This window comes from Pseudomonas sp. MWU13-2862 (genome assembly GCF_023242495.1).
Classification (GTDB): Bacteria; Pseudomonadota; Gammaproteobacteria; order Pseudomonadales; family Pseudomonadaceae; genus Aquipseudomonas; species Aquipseudomonas gingeri_D.
In genome coordinates, this window is record NZ_JALMEZ010000015.1 from 159,100 (window position 1) to 176,610 (window position 17,511).

The 17,511-nt window shown below is 63.5% G+C and carries 13 protein-coding genes and 1 pseudogene; 2 read left to right on the forward strand and 12 right to left on the reverse strand.

Annotated elements, in window-relative coordinates:
- Positions 1–590 precede the first annotated feature (590 nt).
- The 9 genes and pseudogenes from M5C56_RS25275 to yrfG form a co-directional block, all read right to left on the reverse strand.
- Positions 591–1,493 carry a hypothetical protein gene (locus M5C56_RS25275; protein ID WP_103495428.1) on the reverse strand — a complete coding sequence of 301 codons (903 nt, stop codon included), beginning with the start codon at positions 1,491–1,493 and terminating at the stop codon, positions 591–593.
- Between the two features lie 185 nt (positions 1,494–1,678).
- Positions 1,679–2,143: a hypothetical protein gene (locus M5C56_RS25280; RefSeq protein ID WP_103495427.1), complete on the reverse strand. Its 465-nt coding sequence runs from the start codon at positions 2,141–2,143 to the stop codon at positions 1,679–1,681.
- 207 nt (positions 2,144–2,350) lie between these two features.
- The gene (locus tag M5C56_RS25285) at positions 2,351–3,433 is read right to left on the reverse strand and encodes an NAD(P)/FAD-dependent oxidoreductase (RefSeq protein WP_103495426.1); all 1,083 of its coding nucleotides are present in this window, start codon (positions 3,431–3,433) and stop codon (positions 2,351–2,353) included.
- A complete protein-coding gene (locus tag M5C56_RS25290) occupies positions 3,434–5,458 on the reverse strand; it encodes a LodA/GoxA family CTQ-dependent oxidase (protein WP_103495425.1) in 2,025 nt (674 codons plus the stop codon).
- A gap of 222 nt (positions 5,459–5,680) precedes the next feature.
- A complete protein-coding gene (locus tag M5C56_RS25295) occupies positions 5,681–7,633 on the reverse strand; it encodes an ATP-binding protein (protein WP_103495449.1) in 1,953 nt (650 codons plus the stop codon).
- A gap of 201 nt (positions 7,634–7,834) precedes the next feature.
- On the reverse strand, positions 7,835–10,183 hold the full coding sequence (locus M5C56_RS25300; RefSeq protein WP_103495424.1) for an FdhF/YdeP family oxidoreductase: 2,349 nt from the start codon (positions 10,181–10,183) through the stop codon (positions 7,835–7,837).
- On the reverse strand, positions 10,180–11,019 hold the full coding sequence (gene fdhD / locus M5C56_RS25305; RefSeq protein ID WP_103495423.1) for a formate dehydrogenase accessory sulfurtransferase FdhD: 840 nt from the start codon (positions 11,017–11,019) through the stop codon (positions 10,180–10,182). The genes M5C56_RS25300 and fdhD overlap by 4 nt, the downstream gene beginning before the upstream one ends.
- A 218-nt stretch (positions 11,020–11,237) precedes the next feature.
- Positions 11,238–11,522, reverse strand: a pseudogene (locus M5C56_RS25310) (LysR family transcriptional regulator); the annotation flags it as partial.
- A gap of 56 nt (positions 11,523–11,578) precedes the next feature.
- On the reverse strand, positions 11,579–12,244 hold the full coding sequence (gene yrfG / locus M5C56_RS25315; RefSeq protein WP_103495421.1) for a GMP/IMP nucleotidase: 666 nt from the start codon (positions 12,242–12,244) through the stop codon (positions 11,579–11,581).
- Positions 12,245–12,333: 89 nt separating this feature from the next.
- Here yrfG and nudE point away from each other — a divergent pair, with 89 nt between their 5' ends.
- Positions 12,334–12,900 (forward strand): ADP compounds hydrolase NudE, encoded by a 567-nt coding sequence (gene nudE / locus M5C56_RS25320; RefSeq protein WP_103495420.1) that lies wholly within the window; start codon positions 12,334–12,336, stop codon positions 12,898–12,900.
- Entirely contained in the window at positions 12,897–13,739 is an 843-nt protein-coding gene (gene cysQ / locus M5C56_RS25325; protein ID WP_103495419.1) for a 3'(2'),5'-bisphosphate nucleotidase CysQ, read from the forward strand. Before nudE ends, cysQ begins: the two co-directional genes overlap by 4 nt.
- A gap of 86 nt (positions 13,740–13,825) precedes the next feature.
- Here cysQ and M5C56_RS25330 read toward each other — a convergent pair whose 3' ends face one another.
- The 3 genes from M5C56_RS25330 to M5C56_RS25340 are packed head-to-tail and all read right to left on the reverse strand — an operon-like array spanning position 13,826 to position 17,503.
- Complete coding sequence (locus tag M5C56_RS25330; RefSeq protein WP_103495418.1) at positions 13,826–14,281, reverse strand: YiiD C-terminal domain-containing protein; 456 nt, start codon at positions 14,279–14,281, stop codon at positions 13,826–13,828.
- 22 nt (positions 14,282–14,303) lie between these two features.
- Positions 14,304–15,692 (reverse strand): sigma-54 dependent transcriptional regulator, encoded by a 1,389-nt coding sequence (locus M5C56_RS25335; protein ID WP_103495417.1) that lies wholly within the window; start codon positions 15,690–15,692, stop codon positions 14,304–14,306.
- Positions 15,689–17,503, reverse strand: a complete 1,815-nt coding sequence (locus M5C56_RS25340) for an ATP-binding protein (protein WP_103495416.1) — start codon at positions 17,501–17,503, stop codon at positions 15,689–15,691. Before M5C56_RS25340 ends, M5C56_RS25335 begins: the two co-directional genes overlap by 4 nt.
- Between the last annotated feature and the right edge of the window lie 8 nt (positions 17,504–17,511).

Genomic DNA, 17,511 nt, shown 5'->3' on the forward strand with positions numbered 1-17,511 from the left:
GAGGGACTGATCGCAGAACAACCTGACAGTGCTTATCCCGATGCCTAGCCAACCTCCAAGATAGATCCGCATCTCCTGCTTCCATTGCATAGCTCAAGATCGGCGGATCATATCGGTAGCATATTGATATCAATATCGGGATAACCCTTAATCCGAAAGGGCGGGAGGTCCAGTTTTCGGGGGGGTAAGCCGCTTTTCAAATTGACTGCCCGGCTAGCTATTTGCGCTGGCGGTCAATAACTATGCTGGTTGCTGGGAGAATGGCGCAACGGCTCTAGTCGGCGGTTTCTAGGAATTAGGCTTAAGGTTCGGTAACGGAAAAGATGTAATGGAGTGTAACCCCTTCAAGCACACCACCGACCCTGTAGGAGCCTGGCTTGCCAGCGATGAGGCCCGTAAGACTTGCAGCGAATTTGCGGACGCCTTCGCTGGCAAGCCAGGCTCCTACAGGATTGCGTGTTGTCAGGCGGCTTAGGTGGCCGCCTTATAACGCGTGTTGTCAGTGCACAAACAACGCAATCAGGATGATGACCGGGATCGGCACGCCTAGAAAAAACAGCAGTAATGAGCGCATTTTTGTTCTCCTTGGGTTAACTCAGCGTCGTTGTGTGGGCTGGGTAGTCGGTGCTTTCGACAAAGTGCACGCCGTCGCGCTGGCGTCCGCCGAAGGTGGCGGCCAGGCTGGCGAAGAAGGCGCCGATCAGCAGGGCGATAAAGAGCCACAGGGTCGACCAGGCGGCCACTTTCGCGGCGCTGTCGGCCGCCTGCTTGGCCTTGTTGGTGGCGGCGTCGACGTCCTGGCGGGCTTCGCCGTAGACCTGGTCGACCCGCTGTTCCGCCTGGGTGCGCGAGAGGTCGGTGCGCTGGGTCACCAGTTGCGCCAGGTAGGCATGGTCTTCGACGCTCAATGGGCCAACACTCAGGTTGCGGGCAAGGATGCGTGTGGCCACGCCATGGGCGGCGTCTTCACTGACGGCCACGGGGCGACCATCACGAAACAGCTTGTCGATGTAGTAGTCGCCGCTGTCCGTCACCGTGTTCAGCAGGACGCTGCTGCCGGCCGTTGCCCCCCCGGCCTTGATCCCGCCGCCCATCAGGCCGCTGACGGAGCCGGCGACCAGGGTGACCGTCACCAGGGTCGCGACGGCCCAGGCGAGCAGGCCATGGGCGGTATCGCGGAAGTAGACTTCGTCGTCATGCAGGTTGACCCATTTCACCCGCAGTCGACCGGCCAGGTAGCCGCCCATGCCGGAGGCGAGGATCTGGGTCACGGCCAGCCAGATAATCGCCGACACGCCGAGGCCCTTGGCGCCGAGGCCTTCGCCGGCCCAGGGGGACATCGTCGAGAAGCCCAGCCCGGCACCGAGCATGAGTAGCAACAGGGACAGTGCCGCGGCCGCGGCGGCGCCTGCGAAGATCGCCGCCCAGGACACCCCTGAGTGAGTCGACGCATCGTGGCGCATGGCAGATGGGTATTGAGTGTGCTCGATCATTGTTGTTCTGCTCCATGAATGAAAGACGTGCAGCCTTCATGCAGGACTGAGCAGAGCGCGTGCCAACCTGTTTTATTGCTGAATTATCAGTGTTATCAACAGGTTGGATTTTCGAGAGGGTCTGAAGCCCATGCAAACTGCATGATTGGACGCAGGGTGACGGGCTTTATGCATTGGCCGGGCGATCAGTCATCCCAATGTCGGCGATGCTTGCGATGGCCGTAGCCATGACCGCGGTGTTCGCCGTGGTAGTCGCGGCGATCACCACGGTAATGGCGACCTTCGCGTTCGCTGGAGTTGCCCATGTAGTTGCCCAGTGCGCCACCCGCGCCACCGCCGGCCGCCGCGCCGAGCAAGGCGCCATTGGTACCGCCCATGTTGCGACCGACAACGTTGCCACCGGCTGCGCCCAGGGCACCGCCGATGGCGGCTTCGCCACGGCTGTGTTTATTCGCGCCGACTGCGCTGCCACCGGCGCCGCCGAGGGCCGCGCCGATGGTCGAGCCGGTGTTGCCGCCCAGGGACTGACCGACGGCCGAACCGAGTACCCCGCCCAATGCGCCACCGATACCGGCTTCGGCGGTACCACCGGCTGAGGCGAAGCCACTGGCCAGGCTCAGGGACAACAAGAGAATCGACGAGAACTTCATGTGAGAGGAGCCTCCAAGGGATGACGGCGCGATCCTGAGGCTTGTGTAGGAATAGTTACAATGGAAATCCGACGAATAACATGGGTTGTATACAAAATCATAACTTACTGTTTTTACTGGGGAACTTAGTCGATTTTAGTCAGTCTCACGTCGCTTGAACTCGCCTGTTTTGCGCGTCCTGCGCCGCTGAAAAGAGCTTTTCCGGACCTAGCGCCGGTTCCAGAAAATTGATTCGCTCCAGCGTTTTTCCATCCCATAGAACTGCTGCCGGTTGCCCAGGTAAGCGGCGTAGATCCGTGTCAGCAGATCGGCATAACCGGGCAATGCCTCGGGGTCGCCTTGCAGCGCGGCATGCACGGCCTGGGCGCAGTGTTGGCCGCAGTAAAGGGCGGTGGCGATACCTTGCGAGGACAACGGATCGAAGGACAAGGCCGCATCCCCGACCGCCGCCCAGCGTTCACCGTGGAACAGCGAAAGCCGCCCGCTGCTGGCGTCCATGCCGTGGACCGAGGTTCCGGGTCGGTAGCCGTGGGTTTGGCACAGTCCCCATAGCAGGCGAGTCTGTGCCAACTGCTGCCACAGACCTTCGCTGCTCAGCAGTTGCTGGCGATCCAGCAGGTCGAGATCGCTGAGGTAGGTTACCAGCCGTTCCCCCGACGGCAGCAGCACGCTGTACCACCAACCGTGCTCGACCGCCTCGACCAGGGTCCGACCGTCCTGGTCGCTGCCTTGTGAACTGTGCAGCAACAGATAGAACGCCACCAGTCGATCATCCGTCAGGCGTTGCGCGCCCTGCTGGCGTGCGAATACGGCCGGGCGGCCGCCGGCGTCGATCAGCCAGCGGCTGTGGGCCAGGTGTTCGTGGCCGTCGCGGCTCAGTTGCAGCTGGAAACCGTCTTCGGCGGCGCTCTGGCTCAGTCGTGTGGAGGCGTGCACCGATACCCCGGCTTGTCGCGCCGCCGCACGCAGTTGCTGGTCGAAAGCCGCACGGTCCAGTTGATAGCCCTGGCCGTGGGTGTGAAAGATGAAGTCATCCGCGTGTGGCTCATCCGAGCCCCACACGGAGACATTGCCGTAGCTGGTGCGATGCCTGGCGTCGAGGAAGCCCTCGAGCACTCCCAGATCACTGAGCAGCGAGCGCGCCGAAGGCGGAAAACCTTCGCCCACCCGAAAGCGCCCGGCGGGCGCCGAGTCGGCCAGCAGCACCCGCCAGCCCAGGCGAGCGAGGGTAATCGCGGTCGCCGAGCCAGCCGGGCCGCCACCGATAATGGCGACGTCGTAGTGCTCCATCTAGACCGGACGGCTTCCGGGTTTGACGGCGCGAGGGGCCTGCAACGCTTCTTCCGGGCTGCTGAAGTTGGCGCCTTTGGGCGGACGCGGGCCCGCGCTCGGCGGACGGCCCGCCGCGGCGAAATCGGCGGCCAATTGCGGGCTGGCAAAGGTCTGCGCCTGGGTGATGGCCGGCCCATAGCTGGCGACCATCATCGTGTCGGGATACACCGGGTTACCGGGGATGCCCTGGCGCACTTCCAGCAAACCCATGGAGCCGAAGATATCGACCATGGTCTGCATCTGGACGGCGGTCGGGGTCTTTTTCGGATAGTTGATGTCCAGCGGTGCGTTCCAGTTGCTGCGATCGGCAAAGGCGTCGCGACGTTGCTCCGGTGCCACCGAGGGATCGATGACCAGGGCGTAATCGGCATCGCTGAGGACCTGGTTGGGTACGCGGGCCGGCCAGAAGGTCGAGGTGAACGGGTTGTAGGCCTGGTCGTAGCCGCCACGGCAATACGCGGTGTCGGCCTGCCAGGGCAGCCCCATCCAGCGGTTGAGGTCGCCGGGGGCTTGTCCGTACAGCGGACCGCCGACGGCCAGCGCCTGGGTCTGGTCCAGGGTCGCCCCGTAGTCGGGCTGCGGGCTGCCCGCCGCGCGTTGGCGGATGCGCCAGGGCTTGGCGTACAGCGGCAGGTGGCGCATCGGCCAGGTCAGTTCGCAGCCGGGGTGGAAGGCATCGGCCAGGCAGAAGTCGAGGGCTGCGCGGTCGAGCATCGCCGGCTGTTCGGCCAGGGGCACCGAGTCGAGGTGACCCGGCGGCGGCTCGCGGGTCCAGTCGGCTTCGAAGGTCCCGGCGGCCCAGCTGGAGAGGACCAGGTACTGGGTCTGGGTAATCGCCGAATTCTGCCGTGGGCTCTGGTTGGGCACCGAGCTCATGAAGTCGCCATAGATCCATGGCCAGGGCAGCACGTTGCCATCGGTCGGTTCGGGCTGGCGGAAACTGTTGAAGATCTGCCGGCGGGTTTCGGCGAACAGGTCATAGTTACCCGGTGCCGGTTTGCTCGCCAGCTGGGCGATAAAGGCCGGGTCTTCGAAGTTGTAGCGGCCGTTGTGGCCGAACTGGGTGGCAAAGCCCTGGTTGACCCATTGCAGGCCCGACAGGCGTTGCAGGATCGGATAGACGTCATGGCGAAACGACACCGAGGTGTTCGGCGTCAGCCAGCCGGCCTGGATAAACAGGTCGTAGGTCAGGTCATACAGGGTGCGCACGGCCTTGACCTGCGGCGCGTAGTTCGGTGGCGCGGTGACGACCCAGGCCGACTCCACCGGGATCGAGCGCCCGCCGATGCTGACCTGGGCGCTGACCGGGCCATCGGAGGTGTCGTCGAACCAGCCGTCGGCGTTGATGAAGCTGTTGCCGTCGGCGGGATTGAAGATCGGCGTGCCGGCGGGCGAGGCCGAGACACCGCGCCCGCCGAGGAACAGCAGCCGACCCTGGGCATCGGTGCGCAGTTCGCCGAGGTTGACCGGGGTGTCTTCGTACTGCCCGTTGAATTCGACGCCGCTCTGGTTCGGCCCGCTGATGCTTTGCAGGCCGCCGTCGATGGTCAGGGCCGCGCGGGCCTTGGGGTCGGTGATCTTCGCGTTGCGCAGGGGCAGCACCACGGTGGCGGCTTCGGGGATGTCCATCGCCAGTTGCCACTGGTACCACTGCGCCTTGCTGTTGGCGACATGGGCCGACCAGACGATATCGGCGTTTTCCACGGTCAGCTCGGCGACCACTTCTCCGGCCAGGTTGTAGCCATACAGCCGGAACTCGGCGGCCTGGCGCTTCAGCGCCCCCTGGGCATCGCGGTAGAAGCCCAGGGGCTCGGGTCGCGGTGAGGTCACCAGGGGGCCGACAAAGTATTCCGCCTCGCTGTTGCCGACCCGCGCCACGCCGATGGCGGGGTGGATCGCGGCGCTGACGATGCGATTGTCTTTGCTGGGGGAGGAAGGGGTGTCGCCGTGGTAGTGCGTGGTATGACCGGGCGTGATAGACATAAATGCGCTCCGCAATCCGTGCTGGGAGGACGGGCCCGACGGGCGGGCAGGGTCCCTGGGCGGGTGCCGGACATCACATTCGCAGCACCGTCCGCAGACTCTAGTAAAGGGCCCGCGGTTTGTCGAATGGCCTTTTGCTATTGCCCAGGCGGCTATCCGACGCCCTGGTTATAGAGCGCCTCGCGGGGTGTCGATCAGCTCGCCTTGGCCATGATCGGCCTATTACTGTCGAGGCGAGGGGATAGGAGATATTCCTTGTTCCGCAAGCCACAGGCGGCCGGCCTCGGTTGTTCGATAGGCTTGTTGCGGGTGATTGACCACTTCGGGATGTAGGTATTCCAGAAAGCCTTCTTTGTCGCGCAGTGGGTTGATATGCCCAGTCTTCAGCGGCCCCATCTGCCTGTGTAATTGCCTGGCCAGCTGTTCGGCGCTGTGTGGCCGGATTGAGCAAAGCCAGAGGATTAAAGGCCACAGCTTTTCCTTGCGCGCTTTGGATGAGAGCGTCTTGATCGCGACCAGCAGTGTAGGGGGGAACTCGCTTGTATTCGGGGTGAGGTCACTCGTATTTGGGATCAGGTCACTCGTATTTGGGGCCAGGTCACTCGTATTTGGGACCTTAGTGGCGTCGGTTGTGACTATCGAGGTGGTTTGTCGTGCGTCGAAAGATGGAGGTGCGGGCAATTCGGCGAGTTGGTAATAGGTTGAGGGACCACCACCGCCTTTTACCAGCAGGCCGCGATCATGATGCAGCCTGCGCAACACTTGGCTGGCCGCCAGCGTGTCGAGTCCACTGATATCACGCAGGGCCGCATTATCAACCGCGCCGGTTTCCGACGCTAAAATCAGGGCCTTGGCCTCATCATCAGTCAGGTGCAGGTGGTTGAATTGCTGAAGCCAGCGTAACTGTTCCTCACCCAGCAATTGGTGGAGCAGGTAGTGAGCGGTGAACTGGTTTTCCAGTTGATGGCTGCTGAACACCGGGGCTGTCAATCCCAACTCCTGAAGCAAGCGGCGCATGGTGCGGATACCGGTGCCTTTGGTTTCGGCGAAATCCAAGTCATAGAGCACACTGGCAATGACCGGATTGCGCAATAGCGAGCCCATTTCTCCGAGCATCGTCGTGGGTTTGAGTGAGTAGCCCGCGTTGCGGATTTCCAGTCGGTTGCTGTAACGCACCACGAGTGTTGGTTGGTTGATCTGATAGTCCCGGTGCATGAGCGCATTCACAACCGCCTCGCGAATCACTTTCTGAGGCAACAACGGTTGATCGGAACGTTGTGTTTCTCCCTCACGCAAACGAAAGTGCCGGGGTATGTCATCAAGAATCGTGGCCTCCAGTCGTGCTATCAGTCGAATCAATGGTTCGCGGAAATCCAGGGTGGTCGCAAAACGTTGTGTCGGATCTTGCACCCATTGCACACCCTGGATTCGCACATAATCCACGCGCACGGCTGGCAATAGACGACGAAGAGCCAGAGACTTGCCTAGCAATAGAAGTCCTGCAACGTTAGGGCGTAGGCGTCCGTTGGTTTCCTTGACGAGATTGAGTGCGCGCAGCATTTCCTCGTCGTTAGCCAGCAACTCCTCTGCCTGCGGACGCACCCTTGCGCGTAGCTGGCGATACAGAGAAATGGTGCCAGAATCCAGGTCCTCCCACTCGGCATCCGGGAGAACGACCTGCTCGAAACTCAGTCCTGACTTAGCCAGTAACAGAGGCTCAAGCTCTTGCTGGGAACATTCGTAATCACCATTGAGACCGCGCCGCCAGACGCCAGTCTTACGTTTGTTTTTGCTGTCGAATTTGCCCTTGAACACACAAGGCTTTGCCGCTGCGTCCAGCTCGGGCACATAAACGGCGATGATCCGTTTGCCTTCCAGCACTACGGCTTCGCATTGCACCGGAATGGGAGCTTCGAATTGTTCACGGCAATTGACCTGAATGTCATTCAGCAGCTTGTCGATGTCTGTTACGCCATCGAGCCAGAACTTATCGTGCAACTCGTCCGGCTCGCACACGCCCAGCAGTAGATACCCGCCACCCAACCCTGGTTCATTGGCGAAGGCACAGAGGGTCTGCATGATTGAGCTACCAACTTGTCCGGCACGTTTCGCCTCGATGCGCGGGTGCTCATCGAGTAGACGAAGTTCATCAAAAAGAGACTCGACCGATTGCATCAGCACAGATCACCTCCACCCTGTGTACCTGCGCAGGTTGGCGGCGCTGAGGCATGGGCTTTGTGGCTGATCATTCACCAACAGGTTCAAAAGGTGGATGCAGAAAGAGCTCTTTTACTTGCCTGAATTTTCCTGGAAGTCCGCAGCCCGTTGCTTCTGCCATTTGGCAGGGCGCCGTTGCAGCGCCCCGCCATTCGCGGATCAGCTTGCTTTTGCCATGATCAGACCGGTTTCGCTGGCCTGCTCCAGGACAATGGCGACGAACTTGGAGGTCGGGGTGTGGCTGCCGTCGCCGATGCTTTCCAGCGGCACCAGCGGGTTCACTTCCGGGTAGTAGGCGGCGGCCTGTCCGGCGGGGATGTCGAATGCCAGCAGGGTGAAGCCCTTGACCCGACGTTCGCGGCCGTCTTCCCAGAGCGAGACGATATCGGCCTTCTGGCCCGGCTTGAAGCCCAGGCGGATGATGTCCGCCTCATTGACGAACAGCACGTCGCGCTGACCCTTGACCCCCCGGTAGCGGTCATCGAGGCCGTAGATGGTGGTGTTGTACTGATCGTGGGAACGCATCGATTGCATGATCAGATGTGGCACCTTGCCGGTGGCATGGATGCGCTCGTGGATCAGGTCGGCCGGCAGGATATTCGAGCGGAAGTTCGCCCGGCCCGACGGGGTGTGCCAGCGGCGTGTGCCGGCGGCGTTGCCCAGATGGAAACCACCCGGGTGCGCGAGGCGCTGGTTGAAGTCCTTGAAGCCGGGAATGGTGTCGGCGATCAGGTCGCGGATGCGCCCGTAGTCGGCCACCAGCCAGTGCCAGTCCACCGGCTGGGTACCCAGGGTCGCGGCGGCAATGCCGGCAATGATCGCCGGCTCCGAACGCATCTGCTTCGACAGTGGCTGCAACTGGCCATTGGAGGCGTGGACCATGCTGAACGAGTCTTCGACGGTGACGGCCTGCGGACCCTCGCTCTGGATGTCGATGTCGGTACGGCCCAGGCACGGCAGGATCAGCGCTTCCTTGCCGTGGGTCAGGTGGCTGCGGTTGAGCTTGGTGCTGATCTGCACGGTCAGCTCGCAATTGCGCAGGGCTTCGAAGGTCCTTGGGCTGTCCGGGGTCGCCTGGGCAAAGTTGCCGCCCAGGCCGATAAACACCTTGGCCCGGCCGTCGAGCATGGCGTGGATGGCTTCGACCACGTTATGGCCGTTGCTGCGCGGTACCTTGAACTGGAAGCGTCGCTCCAGGGAGTCGAGGAACGCCACCGGTGGACGCTCGTTGATGCCCATGGTGCGGTCGCCCTGCACGTTGCTGTGGCCACGCACCGGGCACAGGCCCGCGCCCGGGCGGCCGATATTGCCGCGCAGCAGCATCAGGTTGGCGATTTCCTGGATGGTCGGCACGGAGTGCCGGTGCTGGGTGATGCCCATGGCCCAGCACATGATGACGCTCTTGCCTTTGACGTACATCCGCGCCGCTTGCTCGATCTCCACCAGGGGCAGGCCCGATTGCGAAACGATCTGCTCCCACGGGGTGTCATCGATGGCGGCCAGGTAGTCGAGGACATTGGCGGTGTGTTCGTTGAGGAAGTCGTGGTCGAACACCGACGGCTCATTCGCCGCCTGGGCCTCGCGCTCCCATTGCAGCAGGAACTTGGCCATGCCGCGCAGCACGGCCATGTCGCCGCCCAGGGCCGGGCGGAAATAGGCGGTGTTGGTCGGCTTGTCGCCATTGGTGAGCATTTCCAGCGGGTGCTGCGGATGCTGGAAACGTTCCAGGCCGCGCTCCTTGAGCGGGTTGATGCAGACCACCTGGCCACCGCGCTTCACCGCTTCACGCAGCGGTTCGAGCATCCGTGGATGGTTGGTGCCGGGGTTCTGGCCCCAGACGAAAATCGCGTCGGCGTGTTCGAAATCGTCGAAGGTCACGGTGCCCTTGCCGACCCCGACACTCTGGGCCAGGGCCACGCCGCTGGCCTCGTGGCACATGTTCGAGCAGTCGGGGAAGTTATTGGTGCCGAAGGCCCGCACGAACAGTTGATACAGGTACGCCGCTTCGTTGCTGGCGCGGCCCGAGGTGTAGAACTCGGCCTGGTCGGGGCTGGTCAGGTTGAGCAGGTGCTTGGCCACCTTGGCGTAGGCGGCTTCCCAACTGATGGGCTTGTAGCGGTCGGTGAGCGGGTCGTAGCTCATCGGTTCGGTCAGGCGGCCCTGGTATTCCAGCCAATAGTCGCTCTGATCGAGCAGCGCAGTGACGCTGTGCTTGGCAAAGAACGCCGCGTCCACCTGCCGTTTGGTGGCTTCCCAGTTGACCGCCTTGGCGCCGTTCTCGCAGAACTTGACCATGCCGCTTTCCGGCGAGTCGCCCCAGGCGCAGCCCGGGCAGTCGAAGCCACCGTTCTGGTTGGTCTTGAGCATCATGCGCAGGTTCTTCAGCGCGTTGTCGCTGGTCAGCCAGGCCTGGGCCACGCTGATCAGCGCGCCCCAACCACCGGCCGCGCCCTTGTAGGGCTTGTAGCGCGGGGTGGGGGTCTGATCGGCTTGTTGATGATTGCTCACGCGGGTTTCTCCATCGCAGGGCTGTAGACCCGCGGCGCATTCTTTTGCGGCAGGTGGATGAGATTGAGGTTGTGCCGGCGCGCCCACTGCAGGGCCAGGCCGGTAGGCGACGACAGGCTGACCAGGGTCTGGATGCCGGCGCGCAGGACTTTCTGGATCAGTTCGAGGCTGCAACGGCTGGTGACAATGGCCAGGCCGCCAGTGGTCGGGATGTTCTGCCGGATCAGCGCGCCGATCAGCTTGTCCAGGGCGTTGTGCCGGCCGATGTCTTCACGGCCCAGCAGCAATTCGCCCTGGTCGTTCATGAACAGGGCAGCATGCACGGCCCCGGAATATTGCCCCAGGGGCTGGAAGGCGCCGATGCGTTGGCGCAGGCCGTCGAGCCAGGCGGCCGGCGGCAAGGGCGCGCCGGGCAGCACCTGGAGTTCGGGCAGTGCCTGTTCCAGCGCTTCCACGCCGCACAGGCCGCAGCCGCTGGTGCCGGCCAGCTGGCGGCGTTGCTGCTTGAGGTTCCAGAACGCGCGACTGGCGATTTCCACCTGGGCGTACTGGGCCGAGCCGCTGCCGCTGAGTTTCAGGTCGTAGATTTCAGAGGCGTCGGCAATGATGCCGCTGCCGATGCTGAAGCCGACGATAAAGTCTTCGAGGTCCGTGGGGGTGACCAGCATGACCGCCTGGCTGATGCCGTTGTAGGCAATCGCCAGGGCCACTTCTTCGGCAAGCGCCGTCTCAGCGGTTTCGCTGCGATCGAGGTCGCTGTACTGGTAGCTCTGGCTGGCGGCGGGCACGGCTGTCGAGGCGGCAGGGAGCGCGCAGGTGGGATCCTTGGCGTTCATGGGGGCATTACCGGCGGAATATCCAGTGTCAAGATTAGGCGCGACAAAGGGTCGCGTCTAATCGCTAGTACTGATCTTCCGATAGAGCTCGTCGATCAAGCCTTGTTCGATGATCGTTGGTGGAGGGCGAAACAGGCTTCCGCCAAGGCCGAGCGTGGTGCTCCCCGGCGCATGATCAGGCCGAGACGGGCCAGGGTCCGGGCTTCGGCGATGGGTTGCAGGCGCAGGGTACCGACCAGATTGCCGCGACAGGCGGCGGCTTCGGCCTGCAGGCCGTCGTAGGCCGCCAGCACGGTACGAGCCCAGGCCAGGACCCGTTCGCCAGGGGCGGTGAAACCTTCGAAACGCTGGCCGCGGTTGACCAGTTGCAGGTCGAGTTCTTCTTCCAGGCTGCGCAGGCGCATGGACAGCGTCGGCTGAGTGATGTGGCAGCGCGCTGCCGCCTGGCCGAAGTGTCGGGTCTCGTCCAGGGCAATCAGGAATTTCAGCTGTTTGATGTCCATCGTCGCTCCGCGGGCTGTACAGCCGGGGATTCTAGCGCGCCTGGCTTCGAACTTGCTTATTCCAGGCCTTCGATCAAGGTCCGGTAATCACCTACGGCGTTGAATTCCTCGGTGTCCTTGGGGCCCTTACGGCTGTCCGGCTCGCTGACCGCGAGCAAGTGCGCCACGCCGAAGCGCCGGGCGCTGCGCAGGATCGGCAAGGTGTCGTCGATAAACAGGCTGCGGGCCGGGTCGAAGTCGATATCGGCCTGCAAGGCGTCCCAGAACTGCGGGTCTTCCTTGGCGAAACCGTAGTCATGGGAACTGATCAAACGCTCGAAATACGGCGCCAGTTCGATGCGCTCCAGCTTCAATGACAAGGAATCGCGGTGGGCGTTGGTAATCAGGATGACCCGCTTGCCAGCCCGACGGATGGCTGCCAGGAAGGTATCGGCATCCGGGCGCAGCGCAATCAGATGGGCCGTCTCCAGCTTCAACTCACGCACCGGCAGCTTCAACTCGGCGCTCCAGAAGTCCAGGCAGTACCACTTCAACTGGCCGGCATGGTCCCTGAACAACGGCGTCAGCTCCTGCTCGGCCAGTTCCCGGCTGACACCATGCAGATCGGCATACCGCTGGGGCAGGTGCTCCATCCAGAAATGGTTGTCGTAGTGCAGGTCCAGCAGGGTGCCGTCCATATCCAGCAGAACGGTGTCGATGTCGCGCCAGGGCAATGAGGGCATGGGAAACTTCTCGAACGGTAAAGGATATCCGACACAGACAATCGGAAAAGCCACGGTATAGTAACCCGTTCACGCCCAGGAGCCGCCCCATGCGCCAGAAACCCACCGTCCTCGCCCGCGAAATCGTCGCCAGCAGCCGTTTGTTCCGTGTTGAAGAAGTGCAACTGCGCTTTTCCAATGGCGTTGAGCGGACCTACGAGCGCCTGGTCGGCCGAGGCGCCGGTTACGGGGCGGTGATGATCGTGGCGATGATCGATGCCGAGCATGCCCTGCTGGTGGAGGAGTATTGCGGCGGCACCGACGAGTACGAGCTGTCCCTGCCCAAGGGTCTGATCGAGCCGGGCGAGGACGTGCTGGCGGCGGCCGAGCGTGAACTCAAGGAAGAAGCCGGTTATGGCGCGCGGCAACTGGAGCACCTGACCGAACTGTCCTTGTCGCCCGGTTATATGAGCCAGAAGATCCAGGTGGTCCTGGCCACTGACCTGTATGAAGAGCGCCTGGAAGGCGACGAGCCGGAGCCGATGCGGGTCGAGCGCGTCAATCTGCGTGAGTTGTCCGCCCTGGTGCAGAACCCGCAGTTCAGCGAGGGGCGGGCCCTGGCGGCGTTGTACCTGGCGCGAGACCTGTTGACCCAGCGTGGAGTTTTTCAATCGTGAGTGAGTTTTTTTCGAATCTGCCGCACCCCTACCTGGCCCCGGTGATCGACCTGGCGCGCCGCGCCGGCGAGGTGATCCTGCCGTTCTGGCGGGCGAATGTGCAGGTCATGGACAAGGCCGATGCCTCGCCGGTGACCGCCGCCGATATCGCTGCCCATCACCTGATTCTCGATGGGTTGACGGCGCTGGACCCGAGCATCCCGGTGTTGTCCGAAGAGGACGCCGATATCGCCCTGGCCGTGCGGGCCGGCTGGCAGCGCTGGTGGCTGGTGGACCCGTTGGACGGCACCAAGGAATTTATCGCCGGTAGCGAAGAGTTCACGGTGAACATTGCCCTGATCGAGCAGGGCCGAGTGGTGTTTGGCGTGGTGTCGATGCCGACCAATGGTCGCTGCTATTTCGGCGGTGCCGGCCTGGGCGCCTGGCGTGCGGATGCCGACGCGGCGCCGCTGCCGATCCGGGTACGTGACGTGCCGGCGGCGGGCGAGGCGTTTACCGTGGTTGCCAGTCGCCGGCATTCGAGCCCGGAGCAGGAAAAATTGTTGGCGGGGCTGAGCAGTAGCTTGGGGGAACTGGCGTTGGCAAATATCGGCAGTTCGTTGAAGTTCTGCCTGCTGGCTGAAGGCGCGGCGGACTTTTATCCGCGCCTGGCGCCGACTTCGCAGTGGGATACGGCGGCGGCCCAGGGCGTGCTGGAAGGCGCGGGCGGCGAGGTGCTGGAGTTGAGCGGCGAACGCTTCAGCTATCCGCCGCGCGAATCATTGCTCAATCCGTTTTTCCTGGCGTTGCCGGCCAATGCGCAGTGGCGTGGGCAGCTGCCGGACTTGTTGCGTAGCTGAAAGCAGCGCCGAACCCTGTGGGAGCAGGCTTGCCCGCGAAGAGGCCTCGCAGCCTTGCGCCGTCTACACGGACACCGCCGCACTCCTCAGCGGTGCAGCACGTACTGCCCGCTGAAACGCACCGCCGCGTCCTCACTGCCCTCATTCACCACCCGCGTCTCCAGGGTCAACCGCGCCCGTCCATAACGCTGGTAAGTGGCCAGGAATTTCTTCCAGACCTTTTCCTGCGGTGCATCACAGATCGCCTGGGCATCCCCCGTCACCGGCAGTGGATAACCGATCTGCCCTTCCTGGATCACGATATGCCCATCCTCGATCCCGGCCTCGCGCAGGCTCAGGTGCAACCAGCCCCAGCCGGCCAGCACCGCGCCGCAATAGAGGCTGCCACCGAACATGGTGCTCTTGTGGTTGACGTTGGGTTCCAGCGGCAGGTGCAGGCGCAACTGCCCGGCCTGCCAATCCAGGACCTTCAGCTTCATGTCGCGGGTAAGCGGAATATCGTGATGGAGAACGGATTCCAGGTAACGACTGTCGCGGTTCATGCACTGACCTCTTGGCGGTGATTCATTCGAGTTCGTCGCTGGCGGCGGTGCCGACGCTGTCGAAGCTCAAACCGTGTTTGCGCAGCTTGTCGTGCAGAGTCTTGCGCGGAATACCCAAGGCTTCGGCCAGGCTGCGCAGCGAGCCGTGAGCGCGTGCCAGTTCGGCGGCGATCAGGGATTTCTCGAAGTGCTCCACCTGCTCGCTCAAGTTGCCGCCCGGGTGCCCGGCAATGTTCGTATCGAGATTTTCCGGCGTGTTGTCCAGGGCCAGTTCCAGGCCCAGGGCGAAGCGCTCCGCGGCATTTTGCAGTTCGCGGACATTGCCCGGCCAGGTATGCCGCAACAGCAGGCCGCGTTGCGCCGGTTGCAGGGTATGGGGCGGCAGGCCATGGCGCGCGCTGGCTTCGTCGGCAAAGTACTGGAACAGTATCAGCGCGTCTTCACCGCGTTCGCGCAGGGGCGGAATCCGCAGCGGCGCGACATTCAGGCGGTAGTACAGGTCAGCCCGGAAGCGCCCTTGGTCTGCCGCCTGGCGCAGGTCCTCCTTGGTGGCGGCGATCACGCGGATATCCAGGGGGATCTGCTGGTTGCCGCCGAGGCGTTCGACCACCCGCTCCTGCAACAGCCGCAGCAGCTTGACCTGTACGTCCAGGCTCATGCTTTCGATTTCATCGAGGAACAGGGTGCCGCCATTGGCGAATTCGAACTTGCCGATCCGGCGTTTCTGCGCCCCGGTAAAGGCCCCCGGTTCATGGCCGAAGAGCTCGCTTTCCACCACCGACTCGGCCAGTGCCCCGGCGTTGATCGCCACAAAGGGACCGTTGCGGCGGTTCGACAGGTCGTGCAGCGCCCGCGCCACGACCTCCTTGCCGGCGCCGGTCTCGCCGAGGATCAACACATCGGCGCGGGTCGCCGCCAGGGCGCCGATCTGTTCGCGCAGGCGCAGCATCAGCGGCGAGTGTCCGACCAGTCGTGCACTGAGTTCCTGGCGGTCACTCAACGCCAGGCGCAGGCTGCGGTTGTCCAGTACCAGGCGGCGCCAGGCCAGGGCCCGGCGTACGCTGTCGAGCAAAGCATCGCTGGCGAAGGGCTTCTCGAGGAAGTCATAGGCGCCGGCCCGCATGGCCTCTACGGCCAGGGGCACATCGCCGTGACCGGTGATCAGCAGCACCGGCAGTTCCGGGTCCTGGTCATGCAGCTCCTTGAGCAGCTCCAGGCCATCCATGCCCGGCATGCGGATATCGCTGACGATCACGCCTGGCCAGTCGCGCTCGATCTGCGCGGCGAGGCCCTGGGCTTCGGCCAGCGGCAGGATCTTCAGGCCGGCCAGGTCCAGGGTCTGGCTCAGGGCCTGGCGCAGGTGGGGATCGTCGTCGATCAGCACCACCTGGATCTGGTGGTCGATTTTCATACACTCGAGTCCTCGGGTGGTTGCAAGCTGACCCCGGGCGCGCCAGCGCGCATCCGCAGGGTGATCAAGGCGCCGCCGTCGCGGTGGTTGGCAAACAGTAACTCGCCACCGAAGGCGCGCATCAGCGAATCGCAGATCGCCAGCCCCAGGCCCAGGCCTTGGGTCCGCGTCTTGGTGGTGTAGAACGGCTCGCCGGCGCGGTCCAGGGCTTCCAGGCAGAAGCCCGGGCCATTGTCGCGAATTGTCAGGCTGACGCCCTGTTCGGAAGATTGCGCACTCAACCAGAGCTTACGCGGCGGACCTTTCTCGGTGAGGGCGTCGAGGGCATTGGCCAGCAGATTGCCGAGCACCTGGCGCAAACGGGTTTCGCCGGCCTGGACCCACAGGGCCGCCGCCGGCAGGTCGCGGATCAGTTCGACTTCCATGGCCCGCCGGCGCTTGGCCAGCAAGGCCAGGGCATCGTCCAGGGCCGGTTGCAGGGCCACGCTTTCCGGGGCATGCCGGTCGCGGCGGGCGAAGGCGCGCAGGTGGGCGATGATCGAGGCCATGCGTCCGGTCAGTTCGCTGATCAGCTTGAGGTTGCCGCGAGCGTCGTCGGTGCGTTGGTGGTCGAGCAGTACTTCGGCGTTTTCCGCGTAGCTGCGGATTGCCGCCAGCGGCTGGTTGAGTTCGTGGCTGATACTCGCCGACATGGTACCCAGGGCCGAGAGCTTGCCGGCCTGGACCAGGTCATCCTGGGCGCGCACCAGTTCCTGCTGGGCGTGTTCGCGCTCCAGCACTTCCTGTTTGAGACGACGGTTGAGGCCTTCCAGGTCGCTGGTCCGTTCAGCGACGCGCATTTCCAGCTCGCGTCGGGCCTTGGCCTCGAAGGCGATCCGCTCCAGGTAATGACGGCGCCGTTGCATCATCAGGCCGAGCAGCAGCATCAGCACCAGCAGGGTTGCGCCGCCGACCGCGACGACGGTGCGCACCGGACGGTCGACCAGGGTCCGCGGCGCGAGGATGCTCACGTTCCAGCCGGTTTCCTCGATCTGCTGGGTCTGGGTCAGCCAGGCATCGGGGTTGATGTTCAAGGGCTGGGGATTGCGGGTCGGGTAAGGTTGCACGGCGGTGATCGCATCGCGTTCCTGTTCGCTGAGCACGCGGGTCGAGCGGAAGCGCCATTCGGAGTGCGAGGTGAGAATGACCACGCCGTTATGATCGGTCATCATCAACTGCTCCGGGGTCCTGCCCCAGAGGCTTTCGGTGCGGTCCAGATCAACCTTGACCACCAGCACGCCGATGATCTTTTGCCCTTCATGCACGGCCGCGGCAAAGAAGTAGCCGCGTTTGCCCGACGTGGTGCCGAGACCGAAGAAACGCCCCAGGCGCCCGGCCATGGCTTCAGTGAAGTAGGGGCGGAAGGCGAAGTTGCGATTGACGAAGCTGTCGTGTTTGTCCCAGTTGGAGGCCGCCAGGGTCTTGCCGTTGGTGTCCATCAGGTACATCACTTCGGCGCCGGTCTGGGCGCAGATACTCTCCAACAGGTTGTTGGCATTGGTCAGGCGCAGGCTCTGGTCCGGCTCTGCCAGGGCGTCGCGCAGGGCCGGCAGGTCGCCGAGTATCTGCGGCAGGACCTCATAGCGGTGCAGGGTACCCAGCAGGTTGGCGACATAGAGGTCGAGGGTCTGGCGGTTCTGGCTGACCAGTTCGTTGCGGTAGTAGCGCTCGGCCAGGTGCTCCAGCGGCCACAGCAGCGGCGCCAGGCACAGGAACAGCAGGGCGAGGCTGCGCCAGCGGGGTCTGCGGGGAAGGGTGGGGCTCGTGATCATGAAGAGAA

Excerpts from the sequence above, each read along its gene's own strand:
- M5C56_RS25330 (WP_103495418.1), bottom strand. The coding sequence starts at position 14,281 with ATGAACCGCGACAGTCGTTACCTGGAATCCGTTCTCCATCACGATATT.
- M5C56_RS25340 (WP_103495416.1), bottom strand. The coding sequence starts at position 17,503 with ATGATCACGAGCCCCACCCTTCCCCGCAGACCCCGCTGGCGCAGCCTC.
- fdhD (WP_103495423.1), bottom strand. The coding sequence starts at position 11,019 with ATGAACGCCAAGGATCCCACCTGCGCGCTCCCTGCCGCCTCGACAGCC.
- M5C56_RS25285 (WP_103495426.1), bottom strand. The coding sequence starts at position 3,433 with ATGGAGCACTACGACGTCGCCATTATCGGTGGCGGCCCGGCTGGCTCG.
- M5C56_RS25280 (WP_103495427.1), bottom strand. The coding sequence starts at position 2,143 with ATGAAGTTCTCGTCGATTCTCTTGTTGTCCCTGAGCCTGGCCAGTGGC.
- M5C56_RS25295 (WP_103495449.1), bottom strand. The coding sequence starts at position 7,633 with ATGCAATCGGTCGAGTCTCTTTTTGATGAACTTCGTCTACTCGATGAG.
- yrfG (WP_103495421.1), bottom strand. The coding sequence starts at position 12,244 with ATGCCCTCATTGCCCTGGCGCGACATCGACACCGTTCTGCTGGATATG.
- nudE (WP_103495420.1), top strand. The coding sequence starts at position 12,334 with ATGCGCCAGAAACCCACCGTCCTCGCCCGCGAAATCGTCGCCAGCAGC.
- M5C56_RS25275 (WP_103495428.1), bottom strand. The coding sequence starts at position 1,493 with ATGATCGAGCACACTCAATACCCATCTGCCATGCGCCACGATGCGTCG.
- M5C56_RS25335 (WP_103495417.1), bottom strand. The coding sequence starts at position 15,692 with ATGAAAATCGACCACCAGATCCAGGTGGTGCTGATCGACGACGATCCC.
- M5C56_RS25290 (WP_103495425.1), bottom strand. The coding sequence starts at position 5,458 with ATGTCTATCACGCCCGGTCATACCACGCACTACCACGGCGACACCCCT.